Annotated in this window: 23 protein-coding genes; all 23 read left to right on the top strand. The window is 40.8% G+C overall.

Annotated features, from left to right (window positions below; genetic code table 11):
- The first annotated feature begins 24 nt into the window (after nucleotides 1-24).
- Nucleotides 25-303, top strand: a complete 279-nt coding sequence (locus BK582_RS01295; RefSeq protein WP_078592635.1) for a hypothetical protein — start codon at nucleotides 25-27, stop codon at nucleotides 301-303.
- Nucleotides 304-321: 18 nt separating this feature from the next.
- Nucleotides 322-1,818, top strand: a complete 1,497-nt coding sequence (locus tag BK582_RS01290) for a sodium:solute symporter family protein (RefSeq protein WP_078592634.1) — start codon at nucleotides 322-324, stop codon at nucleotides 1,816-1,818.
- 24 nt (nucleotides 1,819-1,842) lie between these two features.
- Complete coding sequence (locus BK582_RS01285; protein ID WP_078592633.1) at nucleotides 1,843-2,277, top strand: hypothetical protein; 435 nt, start codon at nucleotides 1,843-1,845, stop codon at nucleotides 2,275-2,277.
- Nucleotides 2,270-2,788: a cucumopine synthase-related protein gene (locus tag BK582_RS01280; RefSeq protein WP_078592632.1), complete on the top strand. Its 519-nt coding sequence runs from the start codon at nucleotides 2,270-2,272 to the stop codon at nucleotides 2,786-2,788. The genes BK582_RS01285 and BK582_RS01280 overlap by 8 nt, the downstream gene beginning before the upstream one ends.
- A 271-nt stretch (nucleotides 2,789-3,059) precedes the next feature.
- Entirely contained in the window at nucleotides 3,060-3,632 is a 573-nt protein-coding gene (locus BK582_RS01275) for an NADPH-dependent FMN reductase (RefSeq protein ID WP_078592631.1), read from the top strand.
- Nucleotides 3,633-3,721: 89 nt separating this feature from the next.
- On the top strand, nucleotides 3,722-4,465 hold the full coding sequence (locus BK582_RS01270) for an arylamine N-acetyltransferase family protein (protein ID WP_078592630.1): 744 nt from the start codon (nucleotides 3,722-3,724) through the stop codon (nucleotides 4,463-4,465).
- Nucleotides 4,466-4,677: 212 nt separating this feature from the next.
- A complete protein-coding gene (locus tag BK582_RS01265; RefSeq protein ID WP_078592629.1) occupies nucleotides 4,678-5,874 on the top strand; it encodes an MFS transporter in 1,197 nt (398 codons plus the stop codon).
- A 193-nt stretch (nucleotides 5,875-6,067) separates the two neighbouring features.
- On the top strand, nucleotides 6,068-6,820 hold the full coding sequence (locus BK582_RS01260; RefSeq protein ID WP_078597740.1) for an IclR family transcriptional regulator: 753 nt from the start codon (nucleotides 6,068-6,070) through the stop codon (nucleotides 6,818-6,820).
- Nucleotides 6,821-7,012: 192 nt separating this feature from the next.
- Nucleotides 7,013-7,639, top strand: a complete 627-nt coding sequence (locus BK582_RS01255; RefSeq protein ID WP_078592628.1) for a Crp/Fnr family transcriptional regulator — start codon at nucleotides 7,013-7,015, stop codon at nucleotides 7,637-7,639.
- Between the two features lie 32 nt (nucleotides 7,640-7,671).
- A complete protein-coding gene (locus BK582_RS01250; protein WP_078592627.1) occupies nucleotides 7,672-8,283 on the top strand; it encodes a Crp/Fnr family transcriptional regulator in 612 nt (203 codons plus the stop codon).
- Nucleotides 8,284-8,406: 123 nt separating this feature from the next.
- Nucleotides 8,407-10,116 carry a thiamine pyrophosphate-requiring protein gene (locus BK582_RS01245; protein WP_078592626.1) on the top strand — a complete coding sequence of 570 codons (1,710 nt, stop codon included), beginning with the start codon at nucleotides 8,407-8,409 and terminating at the stop codon, nucleotides 10,114-10,116.
- A gap of 105 nt (nucleotides 10,117-10,221) precedes the next feature.
- Complete coding sequence (locus BK582_RS01240; RefSeq protein WP_078592625.1) at nucleotides 10,222-11,718, top strand: aldehyde dehydrogenase family protein; 1,497 nt, start codon at nucleotides 10,222-10,224, stop codon at nucleotides 11,716-11,718.
- Nucleotides 11,719-11,839: 121 nt separating this feature from the next.
- Nucleotides 11,840-12,844, top strand: coding sequence for a TRAP transporter substrate-binding protein DctP (dctP, locus tag BK582_RS01235; protein ID WP_078592624.1), 1,005 nt, complete (start codon nucleotides 11,840-11,842; stop codon nucleotides 12,842-12,844).
- A gap of 31 nt (nucleotides 12,845-12,875) precedes the next feature.
- The gene (locus BK582_RS01230) at nucleotides 12,876-13,367 is read left to right on the top strand and encodes a TRAP transporter small permease (protein ID WP_078592623.1); all 492 of its coding nucleotides are present in this window, start codon (nucleotides 12,876-12,878) and stop codon (nucleotides 13,365-13,367) included.
- Nucleotides 13,368-13,525: 158 nt separating this feature from the next.
- Nucleotides 13,526-14,842 carry a TRAP transporter large permease gene (locus BK582_RS01225; RefSeq protein ID WP_078592622.1) on the top strand — a complete coding sequence of 439 codons (1,317 nt, stop codon included), beginning with the start codon at nucleotides 13,526-13,528 and terminating at the stop codon, nucleotides 14,840-14,842.
- 40 nt (nucleotides 14,843-14,882) lie between these two features.
- Complete coding sequence (locus tag BK582_RS01220) at nucleotides 14,883-15,674, top strand: cyclase family protein (protein WP_078592621.1); 792 nt, start codon at nucleotides 14,883-14,885, stop codon at nucleotides 15,672-15,674.
- A 608-nt stretch (nucleotides 15,675-16,282) separates the two neighbouring features.
- Nucleotides 16,283-17,770 carry a 4-hydroxyphenylacetate 3-hydroxylase family protein gene (locus tag BK582_RS01215; RefSeq protein WP_078592620.1) on the top strand — a complete coding sequence of 496 codons (1,488 nt, stop codon included), beginning with the start codon at nucleotides 16,283-16,285 and terminating at the stop codon, nucleotides 17,768-17,770.
- 47 nt (nucleotides 17,771-17,817) lie between these two features.
- Nucleotides 17,818-18,336, top strand: a complete 519-nt coding sequence (locus BK582_RS01210; RefSeq protein WP_244895312.1) for an FAD synthetase — start codon at nucleotides 17,818-17,820, stop codon at nucleotides 18,334-18,336.
- Nucleotides 18,337-18,360: 24 nt separating this feature from the next.
- Nucleotides 18,361-18,909 (top strand): 3-hydroxyanthranilate 3,4-dioxygenase, encoded by a 549-nt coding sequence (locus BK582_RS01205; protein ID WP_078592619.1) that lies wholly within the window; start codon nucleotides 18,361-18,363, stop codon nucleotides 18,907-18,909.
- A complete protein-coding gene (locus tag BK582_RS01200; RefSeq protein ID WP_078592618.1) occupies nucleotides 18,906-19,925 on the top strand; it encodes an amidohydrolase family protein in 1,020 nt (339 codons plus the stop codon). Before BK582_RS01205 ends, BK582_RS01200 begins: the two co-directional genes overlap by 4 nt.
- A complete protein-coding gene (locus BK582_RS01195) occupies nucleotides 19,922-20,383 on the top strand; it encodes a RidA family protein (protein ID WP_244895311.1) in 462 nt (153 codons plus the stop codon). The genes BK582_RS01200 and BK582_RS01195 overlap by 4 nt, the downstream gene beginning before the upstream one ends.
- Nucleotides 20,384-20,395: 12 nt before the next feature.
- A complete protein-coding gene (locus BK582_RS01190) occupies nucleotides 20,396-21,865 on the top strand; it encodes an aldehyde dehydrogenase (RefSeq protein WP_078592616.1) in 1,470 nt (489 codons plus the stop codon).
- A 108-nt stretch (nucleotides 21,866-21,973) separates the two neighbouring features.
- Nucleotides 21,974-22,753: a 2-keto-4-pentenoate hydratase gene (locus BK582_RS01185; RefSeq protein ID WP_078592615.1), complete on the top strand. Its 780-nt coding sequence runs from the start codon at nucleotides 21,974-21,976 to the stop codon at nucleotides 22,751-22,753.
- Nucleotides 22,754-22,757: the final 4 nt, after the last annotated feature.

Here is a 22,757-nt window from a genome sequence, read left to right as displayed (position 1 = left end):
AAAAATCTAAAAGGAGGACAACAAATGAGTAAAAGACCTGTTCAAGCTGAAAAGGTACAGGAAGAGGAAGATGTCTATGAACTGATAAAGCGGCATACTTATATCTTTCCAAGGACACGGCTGGGCTGGATTCTCACATTAATAATAATAGTCTCTTTTTTAATGGTTTACCCGGGCTTAATCTGGGCTAACACTGCATATCCTTTTATATTTGGTATGCCATTTACTTATGTGTGGTTAACTTTCTGGGTGCATGTAATCATGGTCACCGGGTTTTATGCAGCGAAGAAACTTTGGATTTAGGGAGAGGGTGAAATTTTAATGGATCAAGTGGTAATTTCGATACTTATAGTTGTGTTATTTACCTTTGTGGTTTTATCAATAGGCATATTCGGATGGGCGCGAAAACTGGATACATCCACGCAGGATTATTTTGTTGCAAGCAGAACATTGGGTTTTGCGGCTTTGTTTTTCACTTATACTGCCACGTATCATAGTGCCTCGGCTTTTTTAGGAACAGGAGGCTTTCTTTATGCCCACGGAATAGCGTACTGGGCTATAGGACCCTACACACAAACCATAGGAGGATTGCTGCTGTATATTTTCGGAAGCAGAATATGGCTTCTTGGAAAAAAATATAATTTTTATACTCCGGGTGACCTTTTAGGCGATTTTTATAATAGCAAGTTTTTAAAAGTCTTAACTGGTATTGTATTAGCTGCTTTTGTAATTCCTTATGTACAACTTCAACTGGCAGGGGCGGGCTGGATTACTGAATTTGTAACCTTTGGGGCTGTACCTTATGTATGGGGAGCAGTAGCGCTTGGACTGGTAGTATTAATTTATGTATATCTTGGCGGTATGCGGTCTGTTGCATGGACAGACATTTTTATGGGTGTTTTTATGTTCTTTGCGATCGTTGCAGGGGGCTGGTATTTAACGAATGTTTTATTGGGCGGACCGACTCAGGCATGGCTAACAATTGAAGAAACAACCCCTATGCAGCTTGTTCTTCCAGGGGAACCAGGGTATTTCACTCTGCCTATGGCCTTTTCCTGGACTGTAGTTATCACGATTGGCCTTAGTGTAGCAGCGCCTCATGTTATTATGCGAATGTTTTCCGCTACTTCAATTAAAATACTTAAATGGGTTGCTGTACTTTCTCCGATATTTCTGGTATGGATTTACATCTCTTATATTTGGTTCGGAATGGGCACTCGAGCATTATTTCCTGGAATAGAATACCCGGACGAAATTCTTCCCCGGTTCCTTTTCGAATACACGCCACTTGCTTTTGCCGCGTTAATTTGTGCTGGAGGGCTGGCTGCTATGTTATCTACTGCTAATTCCCAGCTTCATGCTTCAGGAGCCCTGCTGACCAGAGATGTTTATAATACTTTGAAGAAGGATGCGAGTGAAAAACAGCTTCTTAATGTAGGCCGAATCGCCATTTTAATAATATTTATCTTCTCAGCATATGCCGCAATTCAAAAACCTCCTTTACTGGCTATGTTAATAGCTCTTGCCACTGGAGGTATGGCCCAAATTTTCCCTATGTTATTTGGTGCTTTATTCTGGCCGAGAGCTACTAAAGCCGGTGCTATTTCTGGATTTATTGTAGGTACAATTATTATGGTATGGTTCGAGTTAGGTAATATCAATCTTTTTGGTATGATGCCAGGGATATGGGCTTTAGGAGTAAACTTCTTAGTATTTATCATTGTAAGTTTATTAACACCGCCTCAGCCTGCTGAAAAAATAAGAAAGTTTCATGGTTTTCTGGATTCAGATGAAGCAAAAAACATGTTGAGACAATAAGTTAACATTAAAAGGGGTTATTAGATGAATGAAATAATAACAATCCTCTGGCCTGATTTAGAAATGGAAGTGAAAGCCAGACTGCTTGTAGATTTAAACCCGGAATTATGCCAGGAATTAAAAGATACTATGCCAATTAAAAGTATTCAAAGCCATGCAGTTGTCGCTGGAAAGCAGATGTACTTTCCTTTTCGTTTCCTGCCTATGGGGAAGGGATATAACTTCGAAAGTATGGATAAACAACCATTGGGGCGAATAAATATAGAATTGGATTTTCAGTATCTTTCTATAAATTATGGCCCGATGACAGAACCAGTCCCTGCTTTAGCTGTTGCCCAAGTAATAGAAGATGATATACCGATATTACTCCAAGTGGGAGAAAAGGTATGGAATAATTTACTGTTTTCAGAAGAGTACCTTTTAGTTAAAGTTCTTCCAGGAGGTGTTTCCAATGAGTAAGGCGATTTATCTCTTTAAGGAAGAGATTGAAACAGAAATTGATAAAATATGGCTCAAGGAGCCTGAGGATATCTATGCGTTAAAAAAAGGTTATTTACCATCCGGGGCTGGAATCTATGATCAGTACTTTTCTGTGCTGGTTATGCTTGGCGGAGAGATGAGGGCTTTAGGCATTCATATTTTCGCTGATTTACTGGATTTAGCGGAGCATGAGGAATTTCATTTGAGCCACTTAAAAATTATGGTAAAAAGGATGTTGAAGATTGACTGCGGGGTTATAGGGTATTTTGGCCTTCCAGTCTATGGATCACTTCTAAACAAATATTATATAAGCATTGATGATGTTGAGACAAAAGAGGAGTTTTTAGAAGTGACTCAATTAATGTTCACACTAACTAACCGATATCAATTATGGATGCACCAAATCTTTCCTTGGGGAGTAAGTGTTTATTTTAAGCAAAGGAACCCTGAAGATTATAAGGAAGTATATAATAAACTAATAAACAAATAGTTTTATGGCTCCCAATATAGTTTAAAAAGAGTCCGCTGATTTCAGCGGGCCCTTTTTTGTACGCATATCAAGGCAGGCAGGTTGTGGGCAAGTTCACTCCATACTCAGATGAAGCAAAAATTAGTTAAAAATATCGAAATATTTTTAAAACTTTTAAAAAAGTTTGCCATTATGAAATCCTCGCGTTGTTATATATCCCGGGACTACAGATAATATAAACAACATTAAAATACTTTAAAGTATATAAACTAAAAAACGGAGGTAATGTTGAATGAAAATTCTTGGTATCTCAGGGACAATTGTAGGAGCGAAAACCTCTATACTGGTTAATTCGGTTATTGATGAAATAAAACAAGCCGATTCAAATGTGGAAACGAGTATACTGGATTTAAGAGACTATAAGATGGAATTCAGCGACGGACGAAACTTCGATTCGTATAATGAGGATACGAGAAAGATTATTACAGAAATAAAGAATGCTGATGCATATCTCATCGGCAGCCCTGTATTCAATGGCTCTATACCGGCACCGCTGAAAAACGCATTTGATCTGGTAGACCCATCAATATTTCGCCATAAGCTTATGGGATTTGTAGTGAATGGAGGCACCTATCAGCATTATCTTATGATTGAAAACCAGTTAAAGCCGATTGCAGGCTTTTTCCGTTCGTATGTGGCACCAAATTATGTTTACGCGAATAGTGACCATTTTGACTTAAATAATCAAATCATTGACGAAGATGTATTAAGACGCATTCGAATTCTTGCAGAAGAAATGGTGGCTTTTCAGAGAGTGCTGGATGCAGGCCCCCTCGTGCAATATAACCCTCAGACTGTCAGATAAAGCCTTAATAATGGAGATAATATCTTTTGTTATCTCAAAGCTGTTTTTATTGAAGCATAAATCGCTTGGCAGGGCGGGTGAAAGAACACATGAACCATGAAAAATATATGGCCCGTTTTGATGCGACAGGACTGGAAGAAATCAGCTTGGCCAGCTTAACGGAATTACAGCAGCTGCACATGTATAATATTCCTTTTGAAAATCTGGATGTTATGTACCGCAGTCCGATTTATCTCGATTTGAGTAAATTTTATAAAAAATTAGTTGAGAACCATCGTGGCGGTTTTTGTTATGAGCTCAATGGATTATTTACCTGGCTATTGAAAAAGCTGGGCTATAATGCGCGGATGGTGGCAGGAACGGTCAACACCCCGGATAGAGGCTGGGTAAAAAAAGATTCCCATGTTGCGATTATCGTGGAACTGGATCAGCCATACCTTGTAGATGTGGGGTTCGGAGACTCTTTCCGGCAGCCTTTAACATTAGATGGGAAGGAATACAGAGACATTAGCGGCACTTATAAAATTAAACTGCAGTCCGATCATTATTTTGATTTAATTCGTAAAGAGGAATCAGCGAACCTGACTTTATACAGGTTTAGTGATCTGGAGAGAGAATTGTCTTTCTTTTATCGAGGCTGTGTTTTTCACCAGGTATCCCCAGACTCCAACTTAACGAAAAGGGACATGGCTACAATTGCTACAAAAGACGGAAGGATCACATTGACCGGAAGCGTATTAACCATTACTGGTAACGGGGAAAAGAATAAAAAGGAAGTTTCAGACGGGGAGAAGAGCGCTGTTTTGAAAGAGTATTTTGGTATTATAATGTAAAATGTTTTCACTGGAAAAAATACTAAACTATTCATGAAATAGATGAACTGAAAAAAAAGCCCGGCGAGACATGCGCCGAATGGAGAAGGCAGTTGCAGATTGTTTGCGGCTGCTTTTACTTTACTTTTCACTACTGAATTTTAGTAAGAAATTATTAGTATCCCTTTTGATTAATATTGGTCCTAGAGATGAAAAAGGTGGATTAATAATATATGGAAAATTATTACTATAACAAGCCTAATCCATGGCAAATGCTCGCTTATTTATTCCTCATTCAGCTTTTCATAGCTTTTACAGCGAGAAGCATTGCTCCACTCGGCCTGAAGATTGGAGAAGATTTACAATTGACGATGTCCCAGGTAGGTATACTTCCAGCTGCGTTATTTTTGGGACAATCTATCATATCTATGCCTGCGGGAATACTCACGGATAAAGCAGGTTCTAAAAAGATCCTGTTAATGATTATTCTCGGTTTAAGCGGTAGTTTTTTTCTGCTGTCATTTTCCTCTTCTTTTATGCTTATTTTGTTTTTTATTTTTCTTGCCGGTTTTGGTTACGGAGCGTCCCATCCGGCGACAAACCAGGGGGTAAATGATTGGTTTAATTCGAAAAGAAGAGGAACCGCGATGGGAATAAAGCAGATGGGTGTGACAGCAGGCTCAGCTCTTTCTGCTCTTCTTCTCCTGCCGGCTGCTAGTCAGTTCGGCTGGCGAACGGCCGTGTTCATCCCTGCTATCAGCCTGCTCGTTATCGGAATAATTCTTTACCTGGCATATAAAGAACCAAAAAGCCCGGCTTCATCTCTAACCAGAAGGAAGCCGGTAAGTTTGCCCAAACTGCTGACACACCCAGGGCTTCTGCTCGTAACGTTAAGCGCTATGCTGCTTACCGCATCCCAGACAATATTAAATACATTTATCGTCATATTTGCTTATGATTATTTGCAGATCAGTATTATGCTGGCCGGTGTATTATTAGGAATCGCCGAATTTGGTGGAGCACTGGGGAGATTGACCTGGGGTATTTTAAGTGACAGATTGTTTGCCGGAAAACGAATAATCGTATTACTGCTAATATCTTTACTTGTTGCTGTCGTATCCTTCATTACATCTCTGCTGCCTCAAAATACGCCATTTCACCTCATGGCTGTTATTGTTTTTATATTTGGTTTCGGCGCTTCTGGGTTTAATGGTGTATGGATGAACGCCACTTCGGAAATTGCACCCCAGTCCTATGCCGGAACGGCAACAGGAGCAAGTATAACTCTCAGTTCCTGGGGGGCGATTTTATTCCCGCCTGTTTTTGGAATTTTAATTGACTGGACCGGGCTTTACTCCATTGGCTGGAATTTTGTGACATTATTAATGGTGATTTCAATCCTGTCTCTTTTGTTCGTTAAAGAAAGTTAAAAATAAGAAATGGTTCAAATTTCACTATTTTAAATTTTATATTTGTCTTTTGATATTGTTTTGTATATCATTATATATAAACTATTTAGAATATTTAGAATTGAAAGCGCTTTATTTAATTGGAGGGCCGAAAAATTCCTTTGCGTCGAATGGGAAAAACAAAATAACTGTGAAACAGTCAGGAGGAGCAATGGTGATTGGTTCAGTAAAAAGAGCAATTGATATTTTAAGTTGTTTTACAGTTGAGGAACCTGTGCTTGGAAACGCTGAAATTGCCGAGAAGCTGAATTTAAGCAGGAGCACCACGCATCATTTAATTAAAACGTTGTGTGATCAAGGTGTTTTAATGCGAGATGGTTCCCGCAAATACCGGCTTGGCTGGAAGATTATTGAATGGAATAATGGAGTGATGTTCCAGCATGATATTTACAATATCGCTTTACCTCTTGTCAAAGGATTGACGGAAAGATTTCGCGGAACTGCACACATCGGAATGTATGATAAGGGAGATGTCATTTTTGTATTAAAAATCTCCTCAGCTGAAGCGGATTTTGTGCCAACCTTTTTAGGCTCGAGAAAACCTGCGTATAGTACTAGTATTGGAAAAGTGCTTTTAGCCTTTAATCGTGAATACTTGAAAGAGACAATTTCAAGAGGTCTCTCCAAGCAAGGACCAAATACAATTACGGAAGTAAATGCCTTAAAAAGAGAATTAGAAGACATCCGGAGAAAAGGTTATTCTATCAGCAATAACGAAAATGATACTTCTACTTATGCTGTTGCAGCTCCAATTCAATCTTATTCAGGTGAAACCATTGCTGCAGTTAATTTAGTTGGTCCAATCAGTTATATGCAAAGTATAAACACAAAAGAAATTATTGCGAGTATCGTAAACACAGGGAATGCTGTTTCACGTGAATTAGGCTATATAGAGCTTGAGCAATAACCTCTGTTTTCCGTTTACTTGCTAAAGTGAAATGGGGAGTATCTTGGAAAACGCCTTTCTTGATTGTTCGATTTACAGCATGCTGGGAAAACACTCGTGTCAGGATTCAGGGATGTTTTCTGACCAGCTTTTTTCATACATATTCAGCCGGTTGGAACTGTTAGTGAGAATCAATATATACGGAGGTTGGCCATGTCAAATTTAGTTGCGGAACATGTCAGCTGGGAACCGTTTCTTAAATATGGTGAAAGGAAATATTATGAAAAAGGATCAGTAGTCTATAAAGAGAAGGATAGCAGCTGCAATGGTTTTTTTTATTTGGAGGAAGGACTGGTGAAAATTTCCGGAACGAATCACCTGGAAGAGGAACGTATTCTCGATATTGTTTGCAATGGCAAACCTTTTGGGGAACAGGCCGTGGATGAAGAAAAGTATTTCTCAACCGCAATCGCGATTAAAAATAGTATTATATATTATTTTCCTGATAAAGTGAACAGCATGCTTCTGGAGAAAGATGACCGGTATAGAATGCTCATTTACAACAGTCTGACAGAAAAATTAAAGATATTATCTGATAATGTTTTAACAGCTTCCTTGCCTTCAGAAAAACTGCTGGCCAGAAAATTATTAACACTTCAGGAGATATTTCTGAGTGATCAGATTCCGTTTACCCAGCAGGAACTGAGCCAGTATACAAACTTAAACAGGGTTACCGTTTACAACATATTTAAAAAATGGGGCAACGACGTTATTTCTTTGAGAAACCGAAGTATAACGATTAAAAATATTGGAGTGCTGGAAAAAATTGCGGCATATTAAACGTAACCATGTAAAGTGAGGTGAACAGCCTGATGTTTGATTGGTCGCCGTACTTGGATCATGCAGAGAAAAGAAGCCTTAAAAAGGGTAAGGTATTGTTCAGACAGGGAGATGTATTAAACGGCTTTTATTTTTTAAACGAAGGTAAAGTAATGATCAGTGTATTACGGGAAGACGGATATGATCGTATCATTGACCTTGTCTTTCCAGACACTCTTCTTGGGGAGCAGCTGATTGACGGGAATACTTCTTTCACCACGGCAACGCTGCTAATGGATTCCACCCTTTACTATTTTTCAAAAGAGCGTTTTGAAAGCCTGACAGAACAGTATCCCGAGGTCTCCCGGGAATTCAGCTGCTCATTAATTAAGAAGCTCCGTATGCTTGCGAAAATTAATTCGATGAAAAATGCGCCGATAGATATTCAATTAGCGCATTTTTTATTGAATTTACGTGAGAAGAAAAGGCAAAACGCACTTGAAGTTGAACAAAAGTTGATTTCAAATTATATCGGAAAATCCAGGGTTGCTGTCTGGAAAGTTCTAAAAGACTGGCGTTTAAGAAATATTGTGGTTACATCAGGTAAAACGTTTATTATAAAAGATATTGAAGCGCTGAGAGAAATCGAAAGTGCAGTAAAATAGTCATTTTTTTTTATTACATATAAATATCTAAATATTTAGAATAATGTTAATTAGTTAACATTAAGTTGTTCTCTCCTGGATTATAATTTTTATAAATCGTAAGGAGACAGGAGAGGGTTCATTATGTACACAACTAGCACGGCATTTTTGGAAGCGCTTCAAGAGGCCGGTGTTTCTTATATTTTTGCAAACTTCGGGAGTGACCATCCAGCAATAATTGAAAGCTTAACAGATGCGGCAAATAAAAATAAAGAGTTGCCGAAAGTGATTATTAGTCCCCATGAGTTTGTAGCAATGAGCGCAGCACATGGCTATGCGCAGCTAACCGGAGAACCGCAGGGAGTCATCGTTCATGTGGAGTGCGGCACACAAAACTTAGGAGGAGCGATTCACAACGCTTTTAAAGCTAAAGTTCCTGTTCTTGTATATGCTGGCGCATCGCCCTACACCCAGGAAGGTGAATTGACTGGAAGTCGGAATGAATTTATTCACTGGTACCAGGATGTCAATGACCAGCGCGGCATTATGCGAGGATACACGAAGTATGATAATGAAATCCGCACCGGAAAAAATGTGAAACAACTGGTCCACCGGTCTTTGCAAATTTCAAAAAGCGAACCGCAGGGCCCTGTTTACTTAATGGGGCCGAGAGAGACGATGGAGGAAGAAACAGAACGGGTCGAAATAGATTCATCTTTGTGGACACCAGTCTCACCGAGTGCATTACCGGTTGAGAACGTACAGGAACTGGTTTCCCATTTACTAAAAGCCAATAATCCGTTGGTTGTCACATCATACCTTGGGAAAAAAGAAGCGGCGGTGGAGGAGCTGGTTAAACTCGCTGAAAAGCTGGCAATACCTGTTTTTGAATCCGTTCCTCAAACAATGAATTTCCCGGCCGACCATCCGATGCATGTGGGTTATCAGTGGAATGAAGATAAACAGCACCCGGTTTTGGCAAAAGCCGATGTCATCCTGGCCATTGACAGTGATGTCCCGTGGATCCCTGTGAAAAATAAGCCGTCAGAAGATGCAGTGATCTATTATATTGATGCAGATCCACTGAAAGAAGATATGCCTCTTTGGTATATACCGTCCAGACGATTTCATCAGGCAGATTCTTTAACTGCTTTGAAACAGATCAATCTGGCTCTGGAGAAAGAATCACCAGATGAGTCTTTAGTGTCTGCAAGACGGGAACAGATCACCGCCTTTCATTCGGAAATGAAGGAAGCAGTAAAAAACGCTGAACAGTTGAACAGGGATATTATTACCCCTGAATATCTTACTGCTTGTGTCCGTGAAGTAATGGATGACAATACAATTATTTTAAACGAAGCAATCACTAATTATGGCGTAGTCACTTCACATATTGGTGCAACAAGGCCAGGCTCCTATTTCAGCAGCGGGGCAGGTTCACTTGGGTGGAATGGAGGAGCAGCGCTCGGAATGAAATTGGCTCATCCGGATAAAACAGTGATTAGCTTAACGGGAGACGGAAGTTATTTGTTTAGTGTCCCTTCTGTTGTCCATACGATGGCCGAGCAATATGAGACGCCATTTCTCACTATCATTTATAACAATTTTGGCTGGAACGCGCCGAAACATTCGACTTTAGGCGTGCATCCGGAAGGGATCGCAAAACAATCCAATCAATTTTGGATTAACTTTAATCCGAACAGCCAATTGGCGAAAGTTGCCGAGGCTGCAGGCAACGCTTATGCAGAAGTAGTAGAAGAGCCAGGAAGAGTGAAGGGAGCATTGGAAACTGCGCTAACACATGTGAAAAATGGTCGTTCTGCTGTATTGGATGTAAGAATTCCTAAAGTCTGATAATCTGAAACTTTTAAGGGGGGATGCCTTCCTGCTGAAGCAAGAAGTATCAGAAGCACAGGTTCACTCTGCAAAAAAACATTAAGAAAGTGGAGGAGATATGATATGGAAGCAATAGGTAAAGCGAATGTGGCTGATTTAAAATTGGCTGATCAATACGGTCCGCTCATTAACGGAGAAATTGTTGAAGCGGCGAATGGTTATTTTGATTCGGTGAATGCGGCAACAGGTGAAGTGCTCGCGCAGCTGGGACGCGGCGGTAAAGAAGATGTGGATAAAGCAGTTGAAGCAGCAAGGGCTGCTTTTCCATCCTGGGCGTCCACCTCCATCGAAGAACGGTCGATTCTGTTAAATAAGATTGCGGAAGTCCTCGAAGAAAACCAGGACCGTTTAAAATTAATCGAATGTATGGATACAGGAAGAGCGATACATGAATTTGATTTGGATTATCAGCTGGCAATAAATCAATTCCGCTATTTTGCGGGAGCGATTCTGACACATTATCAAGGAGATTCACGGCCTGTTGATAATGGTTATTTGATTACAAAAAAAGAACCTCTCGGCGTTTGTGCACAGATTATTCCGTGGAATGTCCCGATGATTATGACTTCTTTTAAACTTGCTCCAGCACTCGCTGCGGGAAACACAATTGTGCTAAAGCCGGCAGAAGATGCATGTATCTCTGTCATTGAATTCGGAAAACTGCTGTCTGATATTTTGCCTCCAGGTGTCGTCAATATGGTTCCAGGTTACGGAAATGAGGCGGGACAGGCACTAATCGATCACCCTGACATAGATAAACTTGCTTTTACCGGAAGTGTTGAAGTTGGCCGTCTCGTAGGGAGAACGGCAGGGGACAGAATTCTTCCAGTTACGTTAGAGCTGGGTGGAAAAGCACCTCATATTATTTTTCCCGATGTTGATATCGAGACAGCAGTGGAAAATGCGACTCTCGGCTATACTTTCTTTAATGGTGAAAGCTGTATTCTTGGTACGCGTTTGTTCATTCATGATGATATTTATGATGAGTTTGTTGATAAGCTAATCGAGCGGGCAAAGGAAATAAAAATTGGGCCGCCGACAGATCGTTCGACCAGGTTAGCTTCCCTCATTAACGAAAAACAGGGCAAGCGAGTTTTAAATTATTTTGAAATTGCAAGAAATGAGGGAGCGAAAATTTTATATGGAGGAAACAGGGTAACTGTGCCGGGACATGAGCATGGGTATTTCATAGAACCTACCATCATTGAAGCAGAGTCGCATATGCGGATTGCACAGGAAGAAATTTTCGGACCGGCAGCTACTGTAACGCGCTGGTCAGATATCGATGAGGTCGTGAAAGCTGCTAATGAGGTGGACTATGGCCTTGCAGCCGGTATTATGACTGATAACATGGAAAATGGTCTGGCTGTGGCCAACAGAATGGAAGCAGGCAGTGTGTGGATTAACTCCTACTTTAACTTCCAGACAGGGGCGCCATTTGGCGGGTATAAAAACAGCGGTGTAGGAAGAGAGTACAGCAAAGAAGCTCTTGACTCCTACAGCCAGTCAAAAACAATAGTAGCTGCCTATAAGCGGCCGCCTTATGGGACGTTTTTGTAGAAATATAATGTAATAGGTTACAAATAGCCGGGACATAGTTTTTAAGAGAGCAATCTTAAAAAACAAACTACGATGTCCCGGCTATATTAAACGAAAAGTCAAAAGGAGAATAGATAAATATATGAAAAACAAAGTAGTAATCCCCCTTATAATTATCATATTTTCCCTTATACTTGCAGGATGCGGGGAAGATACGACAGCGAGTGGAGACAGTGCAGATTCTACGTCACTTAAGATTGTAAGTTTCCTTCCGGAAAATCACCAGTTTGTCAGGGACATTATTCCGATGTGGATCGAAAAGATTGAGGAAGGAACAAACGGGAAGCTGGAACTTGAATGGACGGCCGGTCCTGAATCGATTCCGACCCCTGATCAATTTAATGCCGTAAGTAATGGAATTGTTGACATTGGATTCAATACGAGTTCCTTTTATGGCCACTTAATGCCTGAAACCCTTTCTTTGCATATGTCACCTTATACACCTCTAGAAGAAAGAGAAAACGGGTACTTTGATTTTCTGAACGAAAGATATAATGAGAAAAACCAGGTTTATTTAGGAAGGTTTTTGGGACCAAACCCATTTTACTTTTGGACAAATGAAAAAATCAGTACAATTAATGATTTTCAGGGATTACAAATAAGGTCAAATCCCACATATCACGAAATATTGCAGGCTTTAAATGCAACGCCGGTAGATGTGCTTCCTGGTGAAGTATATACATCACTTGAGAGAAATATGGTGGATGGCTTCGGGTTCCCGCTGCTTGGTCCATACGAGGATGGGTGGACAGAAGTTACGCAATATCTTGTTGACGAACCATTTTTAAATCAGAATGGGACAATATTGATCAATAAAGATACATTCGAATCATTGCCAGAAGATGTACAGGAAGAACTAATTACATTAACAGCAGAATTTGAAGAAGAAATGTACGAACACTTTAACAATGAGAACGAAAAGACATGGGAGCTGCTTGAAGAAGAAGGAATTGAAAGAATTACTTTGAAGGAAGAAGATTCCAGGGAATTTCAGCAGATTGTCGATGATGTGTACTGGTCGATGTTGGAACGCGATGCTCCTGACCAAATAGAGACATTAAAATCGCTCTTATTATCTGAAGATTAGGAATAAATGAGGGTTTGAAGGTGACTTTAATATGATGAACTGGCTTGGTAAGTGTCTGACAAAAATAGAAGATATGTTAGCTATAATCGCCGGAACCTTAATCTTTGTTTCCATGATCACCATCGTAGTAGAAATCATAAGGCGCAATATGACAGGCCGCTCCTTTGTCTGGGTGCAAGAGTATAATGAATATTTATTATTATATATTCCATTTTTGGCTGGAGCCTGGCTTTTACGCAATCATGGCCATGTTGTTATTAACCTGATTGATAACATTATAAGTAAAGGCTCTTCTAAAATATTGAAAATCATTGTAGCAATACTTGGAGTGCTCTCAATGGCCATATTGGTTTATTACAGTTCACTTGTCACATATGACATGCTGGCAAATAGTGTGACCAGTACAACAGTGCTGAGAACTCCTCAATTTTATGTGTATATCGTTATTCCAGTCGGTTCTTTCTTGATGCTGCTGGAGTTTATCAGATCATTAACTCATTCTTTTAATGAATCAGCACTGTAAAGGTTGAGGCTTCCTGAAAGTGGCTTGCTCGGAATAGTCTTGTAATTTCGTTCATCTGTTAAAGTGCTTGTATACTCTTTTTTCCAAAACTGAACATTCCATGCAGACCGTTGCGGATTTGGAGTCAGCGGTCTAAACTGCAAGCGAGGGGAGTTATTATGGATTGGTGGCTTATATTGATCATCATACTGCTAAGTTTATTCACCTTAATGTTTATTAGAGTTCCGGTAGCATTTGCTTTTTTAATCGTTAATATTGTTGCAACCTTTATTTTCTGGAATGGTGAAGAAGGTTTAAAGTTGTTAGTTAATAGTATAGAAAGTTCATTAACAACCTTTACTCTTGTTCCGATCCCATTATTTATTTTAATGGGAGAAATTATGTTCCATTCCGGTGTGGCACCAAAAATGCTGAATACGCTGGACAAATGGTTAGGTAATATACCTGGAAGATTAAGTCTGCTGGCGGTAAGCGGGGGAACTTTATTATCAACTTTAACAGCCTCAACAATGGCAACCACGGCTATGCTTGGTTCAACACTGGTTCCGGAAATGGAAAAGAAAAAATACGACCGAAGAATGTCGATTGGCCCTATATTAGCAAGCGGGGGACTGGCTGTCATGATACCACCTAGCGCATTAGGTGTGTTACTTGCTTCACTGGGAAAAATTTCAGTTGGACAATTCTTAATAGCGATTATTGTGCCGGGATTGGTCATGGCATTGTTGTTTATAGTTTATATCATTACAATAGTTAAACTCCGTCCTGATTTCACACCAAGATATACTGTTGCTCCTGTATCTATGCCTGAAAGACTGAAAGATACGATGATGTATATTCTTCCACTTAGTATTATTATACTTTTAGTTATCGGTTCCATCTTTTTAGGGATTGCTTCACCGACAGAAGCGGCTGCAATGGGTGCGCTGGGCAGTTTTATATTAGCGGCCGTATACAGGCAAATGAATCTGAAAATTCTAATTAAATCATTGGCAGGTACGTTAAAGCTGACAGCAATGATTTTAATGATAGTAGCTGGGTCTATTGCATTCAGCCAAATTTTGTCTTTTACAGGTATAGCAAGTAATCTGGTGGCTCTTGTCAGCTCGTTTGAACTGCCATCTATTGCGATTGTCATTATGATGTTGCTTATTATTGTGTTTCTGGGCATGTTTATGGAATCACTTTCAATAATGATGGTATCTGTCCCAATTTATTTCCCGTTGGCAGAAGTGCTGGATGTTAATTTGTTATGGTTTGCTGTATTACTGTTAATCGCTATTGAAATTGGTCAAATAACCCCACCTTTTGGTCTGGGATTGTTTGTTATGAAAGGGGTTGCTCCAGAAGGTACGACAATGATGGAAATTTACAGAGCTTCTACGCCTTTCATCATTCTTCTATTTGTACTTTTGGCAATCGTTATGATGGTACCGTCCATAGCGACTTGGCTTCCACAAATTATGCATACGTAAAAAATCAGTGAAATTCTATTAGACGGAGAGGAGAAGTATAATGAAATCTTTAAACCAAAACGTATTAACAGATGTGGTGAATAAGTTAAGGGACAACTCAATTGAAGTGGTGGATTTGACGCACGTATTGAATGAAGAAACTCCCATAATCTCTCTGCCCGATCCATTTGTTGATACGAAAGGCTTCAAAAAGGAACAAATATCAAAGTATGACGATAACGGCCCTTTCTTTTTCTGGAATAATATATCCATGGGAGAACATTGCGGAACTCATTTCGACGCGCCGGTGCACTGGATATCCGGGAAGGACTACCAACACGTTGATGAGATTCCGGCAAAAAAGCTGATTGGCGAAGGTTGTGTTATTGATATAGCAGATAAGTGCGAGGCAGATCCGGATTACTGTCTCAAGATTGAGGATATTGAAGCATTCGAAGCGAAATACGGAGAAATTCCAGATCATTCCTGGGTGCTGATTTATACAGGCTGGGCCAGGTATAACGATGATCATGAGAAGTTTTTTAATGTGGGAGAGGACGGCCATCCTCACACACCTGGGACGACCGTGGAAGCGGCGAAATTTTTGGCCAATGAGAAAAATATTCTCGGCGTGGGTGTTGAAACAGTAGGTACGGATGCTGGATTAGCAGCTGCATTTGATCCGCCTTTTCCGAATCATTACTTCCTGCATGGAGCAAATAAATACGGTTTAGCTTCCCTGACAAATTTAGATAAGCTTCCTCCAAGAGGGTCAATAGTAATAGCGAGTCCTTTAAAAATAGAAGGTGGAAGTGGAAGCCCTGCGCGGGTAATGGCTCTGGTGGAAAAATAAGCCTTAAAATTCTCGAAAATCTTAGAAGAACTCGGTTTCATTACAGCGTGGGCTGCTGGGGACAGAGACTATAAAATAGCCTGTAAAACCAAAAAATTATACTAAATAAAACAGATTAAGTCGCACAAGGACTTAATCTGTTTTATTTTTTTGAATAGCTTATAGAAAGTGCGGCCCCCCCTCCTGTTAGTCACTTATTAATACTATATTTCCTTTCATATAAAAAAGTAAATTCAAAAATTTGAGAAAATTTAATTAAATCTCATATTATGAGATAGTCACGTTGAGGAATGATAACGCTTTCACTATAGTGTAAATAGTAGAAAATGAAGGAGGTTAATAAATGTATGTAAAGGTGCTAAGAGAATGCTTGGATCATTTGCCCCCTTATCACAGTGGTGACTTGGAATGATGGGGATGGTAGCTGAAGAGGAATAACCTTAACAAATTTACATCTGCTTCATTGGATCCGCAGTGTAAAAGATTAACTTTCTTTTTAAACCGGAAGTGGTATCGGGCGGAAAAATGACAGTCTGTTGCTTTATAAAGAAAAATTTTCAAGAGCTAATAATAACACTCAGTAAGAGGACAAAGGAGGAATTTATTAAATGAGTATCAGAACAGGAGAACAATATATTCAAGCAATCAGAAAACAAAAACCAGATGTGTGGCTTGGTGGCGAGAAAATAGAAAATGTGGTGGATCACCCGTATTTCGCACAGCCAGTTAAAGAAATAGCAAAATTATATGATATGCAGCATGATCCGGAATACCAGGATGAAATTACACATATTGACGAAGAAACAGGTCAAAGGATAAATAATTCATTTCTCAACCCGACAAAACCGGAACATTTACAAATGCGCAGGCGTCTGTTCGAAGTCTGGGCAGAATCTACTTTTGGTTTAATGGGAAGAACACCTGATTTCTTAAACACTGTTGTCACCGGTATGGCTGCAAATGACGGGTTCTTTAGACAATATGGAGAGCAGTACGGAGACAACATAATAAATTATTATAAACATGTCAGAGATAATGATCTTTTCTTAACACATGCAATTGTCAATCCCCAGAATGACCGGAGCCAATCGTCTCATGGCCAGCAGGATGAATTCACTCACCTGGGCGTCGTGAAAGAAACAGAAGACGGGCTCATTGTTCGGGGAGCAAAGATGCTTGCCACATTAGCGCCAATCACAGACGAAGTTATCGTTTATTCTTATCCTGGTTTTGCTCCGGGAGATGATAAATATGCGATTTCGTTTGCTCTGCCGATTGATACGCCGGGACTCAGCCTTTACTGCCGGGAACAAGCACAATCGGGAGAACGTTCTACTTGGGATCATCCGTTAGCCTCCAGATTTGAAGAGGCAGATGCACTGCTGGTATTTAAAGATGTGTTAGTCCCTTGGGAACGTGTATTTATTAATCAAAATGCGGAAGCCGGGAATAAACTTTATGCAGGAACCGGTGTTAATCAGCAGCCTTCCCATCAATCAGCAGTGAGAGCTTTGGCAAAAATTTCATTTGTTGCTGATGTAGCTTGTTCCGTAGCAGATTCTATTGGTGTAGATGGTTATCTGAATGTGCAGAACCAGCTGTCTGAGCTGATTCAATCGGCAGAGACAATCCGCGCTTTAGTCAGGACTGCAGAGAGAGAATATGAAGTAACAGAAACAGGCGAAGTCAGACCGAATTTAGTTCCGTTAGAAACTATTCGTGGATTAATGCCCCACGCTTATCCAAGGGCGATTCAGATTCTTCAGACTATTGGAGCGGGAGGCCTCTTAATGTCGCCGACAGAAGCCGATTTCAATAACCCTGCTATTGCAGACGAAATGACAAAGTATTATGTAGGAAGAACGGATGTTACTTCAGAAAGAAGAGTGCGCCTGTTCAAGCTGGCATGGGATTTATGCGGAGAAGCGTTCGGGCAGAGACTTGTTCAGTATGAACGTTACTATTCAGGAGACCCGGTAAGAAAAATGGCCGTTTTTTACAAAGTGCATAAAGGTAAGAACCCAACTTATCCGCGTGTGGAAAGAGCGCTTGAAGAAGGCATTGAATTAGCTGATGAAAGCAAGTTAAAAGCCTGAAACAGTAAACGAGAATTGTTCATTCTTGTTAAAGGGGAGGGAAAATCGTGCAAGTCCATCATTCTCACAATTTTAAGCTTGAAGGGTCTGCAATGGCGATCGGCGCCTTTGACGGAATTCATAAAGGACATCAGGAAGTAATAAGGTGTACGGTCGAAAGAGCAGCAAAGCTTAGTGTTCCGAGTGTGATCTATACCTTCTCTCCCTCGCCGCGTGTTTATTTTCAACAGGCCCGGATTCTTCTTCCTTATGAAGAAAAGATTGAGAAAATAAGGGAGCTTGGAGTCGATTACGTAGTTGTTGCTAAGTTCAATAGGGAGTATTTAAACAGATCCGCCTTTTCCTTTATCTGTGAATTAAAAAACATGAACCCCCGCCATATTATCGTTGGTGAAGACTTTAAGTTTGGTTATAAAAGGGCGGGAGATGTAAATATGCTGAGAGATTATTTTAAGGTGGAGACGATCCGCCCGGTATGCTGTGCAGACGGTGAACGGATTTCGTCTACGCGGATTAGACAGTTGATTTCAGAAGGGAAGATGGAACAGGCAATCCCTCTTCTGTAAAAAATAAAATTGGAGGTAATAGAAATGGCTAGAGAATTTAATGCAGTTAGTTTACAAGGCTGGATTAAGGAGAATGAGGACAGGCTTCAGCCGCCGGTAAATAATAAGGAAATGTTCCCAGGATCAAACATGATTGTCATGATGGTAGGCGGTCCTAACAAACGCCGCGATTTTCATATCAGCCCGGCAGAAGAGTTTTTCTACCAGATTAAAGGCGACTGCTTTGTTGAAATCATTAACGATGAGGGAGAACGGGAAGTCGTAACTGTTAAAGAAGGAGAAGTTTTCATGCTCCCGGCTAATGTGCCGCATTCCCCTCACAGGATTGCCGATACGATTGGAATGGTTATAGAAGAGCCTAGAGGTGAGGGAATTAAGGAGCACATGGTGTGGTATTGCGATAACTGTAACCATGAAATGCACCGTGTCACATTGGAGCTCACAGATATTGCGACACAATTAAAGGAAGCGATTAATCAATTTAATGCCAGCAAAGATTTGAGAACTTGCGATCACTGCGGCCATGTTATGCCTGAAGAAGTCAAAGAATGGACCCCGGAGGAAGTTAAATGAAGGATGTAAGAGTAGATTTCCATACTCATATTATTCCTGAAAGCCTTCCTGATTTTGCAGAAAAGTATGGGGGAGGACGCTGGCCTACACTGGAAAAAACATGTTCATGCGGAGCAAACATTATGGTTGATGGAAAAGTGTTCCGTGAGGTAACGGATCAGGTATGGAGTCCGGAAAAAAGGATTGAGGATATGGACAGGGAAGGCGTCGACATTCAAGTGTTGTCGCCCATTCCTGTGACTTTCTCTTATTGGGCGAAACCAGAAGCGGCCGAAGAAATGGCTAAAATTCAGAATGATTTTATTGCCGAAACCGTTAAACATAATCCGGATAGATTTATCGGGCTTGGGACTGTTCCGCTTCAGGACGTGGATGTTTCGATTCGTGAAATGGAAAGATGCGTAAAAGAGCTTGGTTTAAAGGGAATTGAAATCGGAACGAATATAAATGGGAAAAACCTGGATGATCCTGCATTTACCGAGTTTTTCAGAAAAGCGGAAGAATGGCAGGTACCTCTGTTTGTTCATCCATGGGAAACTTTGGGCAGGGAAAGAATGCCCCGTCATAATTTCATGTATACGGTCGGTATGCCAAGTGAAACGGCACTTGCCGCCGCCAGTCTGATATGCGGGGCGGTTATAGAGCAGTTCCCGAATCTCAAGGTATGTTTTGCCCACGGGGGAGGTTCATTCCCTTACATTTTGCCGAGATTGGATCAAGGCTGGAAAGTTTGGCCGCATCTTCGGAAAACGAGCGAACTTCCAAGCTACTATGCGAAGAACTTTTACTTTGATTCATTAAATTATGATCCGCAAAATTTAAACTACTTAATCGAACGCTTTGGCTATGAAAAAATTGTGATGGGATCAGATTATCCATTCCTGTTAAGAGAAATTCCGCCTGGAAAAGTTGTTGATGAAACAGTGGAACTCTCGGACAGTGTCAAAAAAAGAATATTAGGGATGAATGCATTGGAATTCTTAAATGTTGATGTGAGGGAAGTGATTGGCAAGTGAATAGTCAAGTGAAAAGCCCGGAAGATAAGCTGGAGGAACTTGGGCTGAAACTCCCTGAGCTGCGTCCTGCCGTCGGTAATTATATAAGTTGTGTGCGGACGGGAAACCTGCTGTTTACAGCAGGGCAAGGTGTTGATCAGTATCACGGCAAACTGGGACGTGAACTGACAACCGAAGATGGTTATTTAGCAGCCCGGCAATCGATGCTGAACCTGTTGGCTGTAGTCAAAAATGAATTAGGAGACTTAAGCAAGGTAAATAAATTTGTGAAACTCCTTGTTATGGTAAATTCCACTGAAGATTTTACGGAGCAGCCGGCTGTGGCAAATGGCGCCTCGGATCTGTTAGGCGAGGTATTCGGCGAAAAGGGGAAGCATGGACGCTCAGCAGTAGGTATGGCTCAACTGCCGAATAACACAGCGATTGAAATAGAAATAATCGTTGAAGTTGAAGACTAAGGGGGAATGACGGTGGCGAAGGAATTAATTTCTAATCAAAAGCGTTTACAAGATGCAAAACTATTTATAGACGGGGAATATGTGGATGCTCATTCCGAAAGAACATTTGAAACTATTAATCCGGCAAACAATCAAGTACTGGCGCAGGTAGCCAGTGCAGATGAAGTTGATACGAAGCGGGCAATTGACGCGGCTCAAAGGACATTTAAAAGCGGTGTATGGAGTAAAATGCCGGTTGAAGAAAGATCCGAAATTTTATGCAGAATGTCCGACCTGATTCTTGAGAAGGTGGATGAGCTTGCTTATATTGAAACAATGGATGTTGGAAAGCCGATTAGGGAAAGCAGAGATTTTGATATCCCAAGGGCGGCTTCCAATTTCAGATTTTTCGCAGAATTGGCCAAATATATGACTCAGGAACATTATGACATGAGTAAATTTATGTCATTTTCTCAGTATGCGCCGGCCGGGGTTACGAGTCTCATTATTCCCTGGAATTTACCGTTCATGCAGATGACATGGAAAGCTTCCGCCGCGCTTGCTGCCGGGAATACAGTTGTTGTGAAGCCAGCATCCTACACGCCATTAAGTGCCGTTAAATTAGGGGAAATAGCTAATGAAGCGGGTCTCCCTCCCGGGGCATTAAATATAATTACCGGTCCTGGGGGTGTGGTGGGAACAGAAATGGCGACAAATCCAAACGTTCGCCGTTTATCATTTGTCGGCGAAACGGAAACTGGTAAAACAGTGATGGAAAACGCCGCAAAAAGCCTTATCCCAGTCTCCTTAGAGCTTGGTGGAAAATCTGCAAATATTGTATTTGAAGACGCTGAGTTAGATGAAGCGGTAGAAGGATCCATAGAAGCAATTTTCCGCAACCAGGGGGAAATATGTCTGGCTGGCTCACGGATTCTCGTACAAGAGAGTATTTACGACAAGTTTCTTGATAAATTTACAGCAGCCGTCAAGCAAATAAAAGTGGGCAATCCAATGGATGAGAAGACGGATATGGGGGCTCTTGTATCAAAAAGCCATCTGGAAACTGTAGATAATTATGTTCAAATCGGACTTGATGAAGGAGCAAAGCTTGCTTACGGGGGAGAAAGAGCGCAAGGAATTGAAGAAGGAAATTTCTATAAGCCTACTGTTTTATACGATGTAGACAATAAAATGCGGGTAGCACAGGAAGAAATCTTCGGTCCTGTTCCAGTCATCATTCCTTTTAAAACTGAAGAAGAAGCAATAAATATAGCGAATGATTCGATTTACGGACTTGCGGGAGTGGTCTGGACAAATGACTTAAGAAGAGCCCACAGGGTAACTTCTTCCATCGATTCCGGACTGTTATGGGTCAATTGCTGGTACGTCCGAGATTTACGCACACCTTTTGGAGGTTCGAAAGCGAGTGGAATCGGACGTGAAGGGGGAAGGCACAGCTTTGAATTTTATTCAGAAGCTAAAACAATTACGATAAAAAAGTAAATCCCGGTTAATCGTTTGCTCAATGTTTGATTAGGACGCCATTTACTCCTAAACTGAATGGCGTCTTGTTATTTTAAATTTCTCGCAAGGGAGAGTGAGGGTAGCTCGATGTCTTTAAAACTATTGAATTATGCAATAGAACTTCAGGAAGCAGAGGAGAAAACAGAAGGAATTCAGCCTTTTACAGAACGTGACCCATTATTGTCGGTTGAGGACGCCTACCATATACAACTTGAAACTGTGAAACTGAAAGAAGAGCGGGGCGTAGGAGTCATTGGGAAAAAAGTTGGGTTAACTAGTAAAGCAATGCAGGATATGTTAGGCGTGAAGGAGCCGGACTATGGCCACCTCTTTGAAGGGATGAAAGTCAAGAATGGTGGAACGGTGCACATTGATTCATTGGTTGCGCCAAGAGTGGAAGCAGAGATAGGTTTTGTTTTGAATGAAGATCTGGCCGGTCCAAATATTACATATTTGGATGTACTTATGGCAACGGATTATGTTGTGCCAACAATCGAAATCATTGACAGCCGTATTGCGGACTGGAAAATTAAACTCGAGGATACAGTGGCGGACAATGGCTCATGTGCCAAGGTGGTCGTTGGAGATGACAGAATACATTTAAATGAAATCAATATGCGTTCCAATGGGATGATTTTGAGAAAGAATAATGAAATTGTCGGAACAGGTTCAGGTTCCGCGGTCCTCGGTCACCCGGCGGAAGCAATTGCCTGGCTCGCCAATAAGCTCGCTGATTTTAATATTGAATTGAAAAAAGGAGAATTAATTTTACCAGGAGCCCTGTCTGCTGCCGTTCCTGTTACAAAAGATGATAAGGTTGAAGCAGATTTTGGACAGCTTGGCACAGTGAGAGTGGTTTTTAAGTAAGTTT

The organism is Evansella clarkii (assembly GCF_002019695.1).
GTDB lineage: Bacteria > Bacillota > Bacilli > Bacillales > Salisediminibacteriaceae > Evansella > Evansella clarkii.
This window is presented reverse-complemented; position numbering and strand designations above follow the sequence as displayed.

Bases quoted from the DNA above. Each gene is read 5' to 3' on its own strand.
- BK582_RS01240 (WP_078592625.1), top strand. From the start codon at position 10,222: ATGGAAGCAATAGGTAAAGCGAATGTGGCTGATTTAAAATTGGCTGAT.
- BK582_RS01295 (WP_078592635.1), top strand. From the start codon at position 25: ATGAGTAAAAGACCTGTTCAAGCTGAAAAGGTACAGGAAGAGGAAGAT.
- BK582_RS01230 (WP_078592623.1), top strand. From the start codon at position 12,876: ATGATGAACTGGCTTGGTAAGTGTCTGACAAAAATAGAAGATATGTTA.
- BK582_RS01185 (WP_078592615.1), top strand. From the start codon at position 21,974: ATGTCTTTAAAACTATTGAATTATGCAATAGAACTTCAGGAAGCAGAG.
- dctP (WP_078592624.1), top strand. From the start codon at position 11,840: ATGAAAAACAAAGTAGTAATCCCCCTTATAATTATCATATTTTCCCTT.
- BK582_RS01250 (WP_078592627.1), top strand. From the start codon at position 7,672: ATGTTTGATTGGTCGCCGTACTTGGATCATGCAGAGAAAAGAAGCCTT.
- BK582_RS01285 (WP_078592633.1), top strand. From the start codon at position 1,843: ATGAATGAAATAATAACAATCCTCTGGCCTGATTTAGAAATGGAAGTG.
- BK582_RS01245 (WP_078592626.1), top strand. From the start codon at position 8,407: ATGTACACAACTAGCACGGCATTTTTGGAAGCGCTTCAAGAGGCCGGT.
- BK582_RS01200 (WP_078592618.1), top strand. From the start codon at position 18,906: ATGAAGGATGTAAGAGTAGATTTCCATACTCATATTATTCCTGAAAGC.
- BK582_RS01215 (WP_078592620.1), top strand. From the start codon at position 16,283: ATGAGTATCAGAACAGGAGAACAATATATTCAAGCAATCAGAAAACAA.
- BK582_RS01255 (WP_078592628.1), top strand. From the start codon at position 7,013: ATGTCAAATTTAGTTGCGGAACATGTCAGCTGGGAACCGTTTCTTAAA.
- BK582_RS01205 (WP_078592619.1), top strand. From the start codon at position 18,361: ATGGCTAGAGAATTTAATGCAGTTAGTTTACAAGGCTGGATTAAGGAG.
- BK582_RS01270 (WP_078592630.1), top strand. From the start codon at position 3,722: ATGAACCATGAAAAATATATGGCCCGTTTTGATGCGACAGGACTGGAA.
- BK582_RS01290 (WP_078592634.1), top strand. From the start codon at position 322: ATGGATCAAGTGGTAATTTCGATACTTATAGTTGTGTTATTTACCTTT.
- BK582_RS01275 (WP_078592631.1), top strand. From the start codon at position 3,060: ATGAAAATTCTTGGTATCTCAGGGACAATTGTAGGAGCGAAAACCTCT.
- BK582_RS01225 (WP_078592622.1), top strand. From the start codon at position 13,526: ATGGATTGGTGGCTTATATTGATCATCATACTGCTAAGTTTATTCACC.
- BK582_RS01280 (WP_078592632.1), top strand. From the start codon at position 2,270: ATGAGTAAGGCGATTTATCTCTTTAAGGAAGAGATTGAAACAGAAATT.
- BK582_RS01220 (WP_078592621.1), top strand. From the start codon at position 14,883: ATGAAATCTTTAAACCAAAACGTATTAACAGATGTGGTGAATAAGTTA.
- BK582_RS01265 (WP_078592629.1), top strand. From the start codon at position 4,678: ATGGAAAATTATTACTATAACAAGCCTAATCCATGGCAAATGCTCGCT.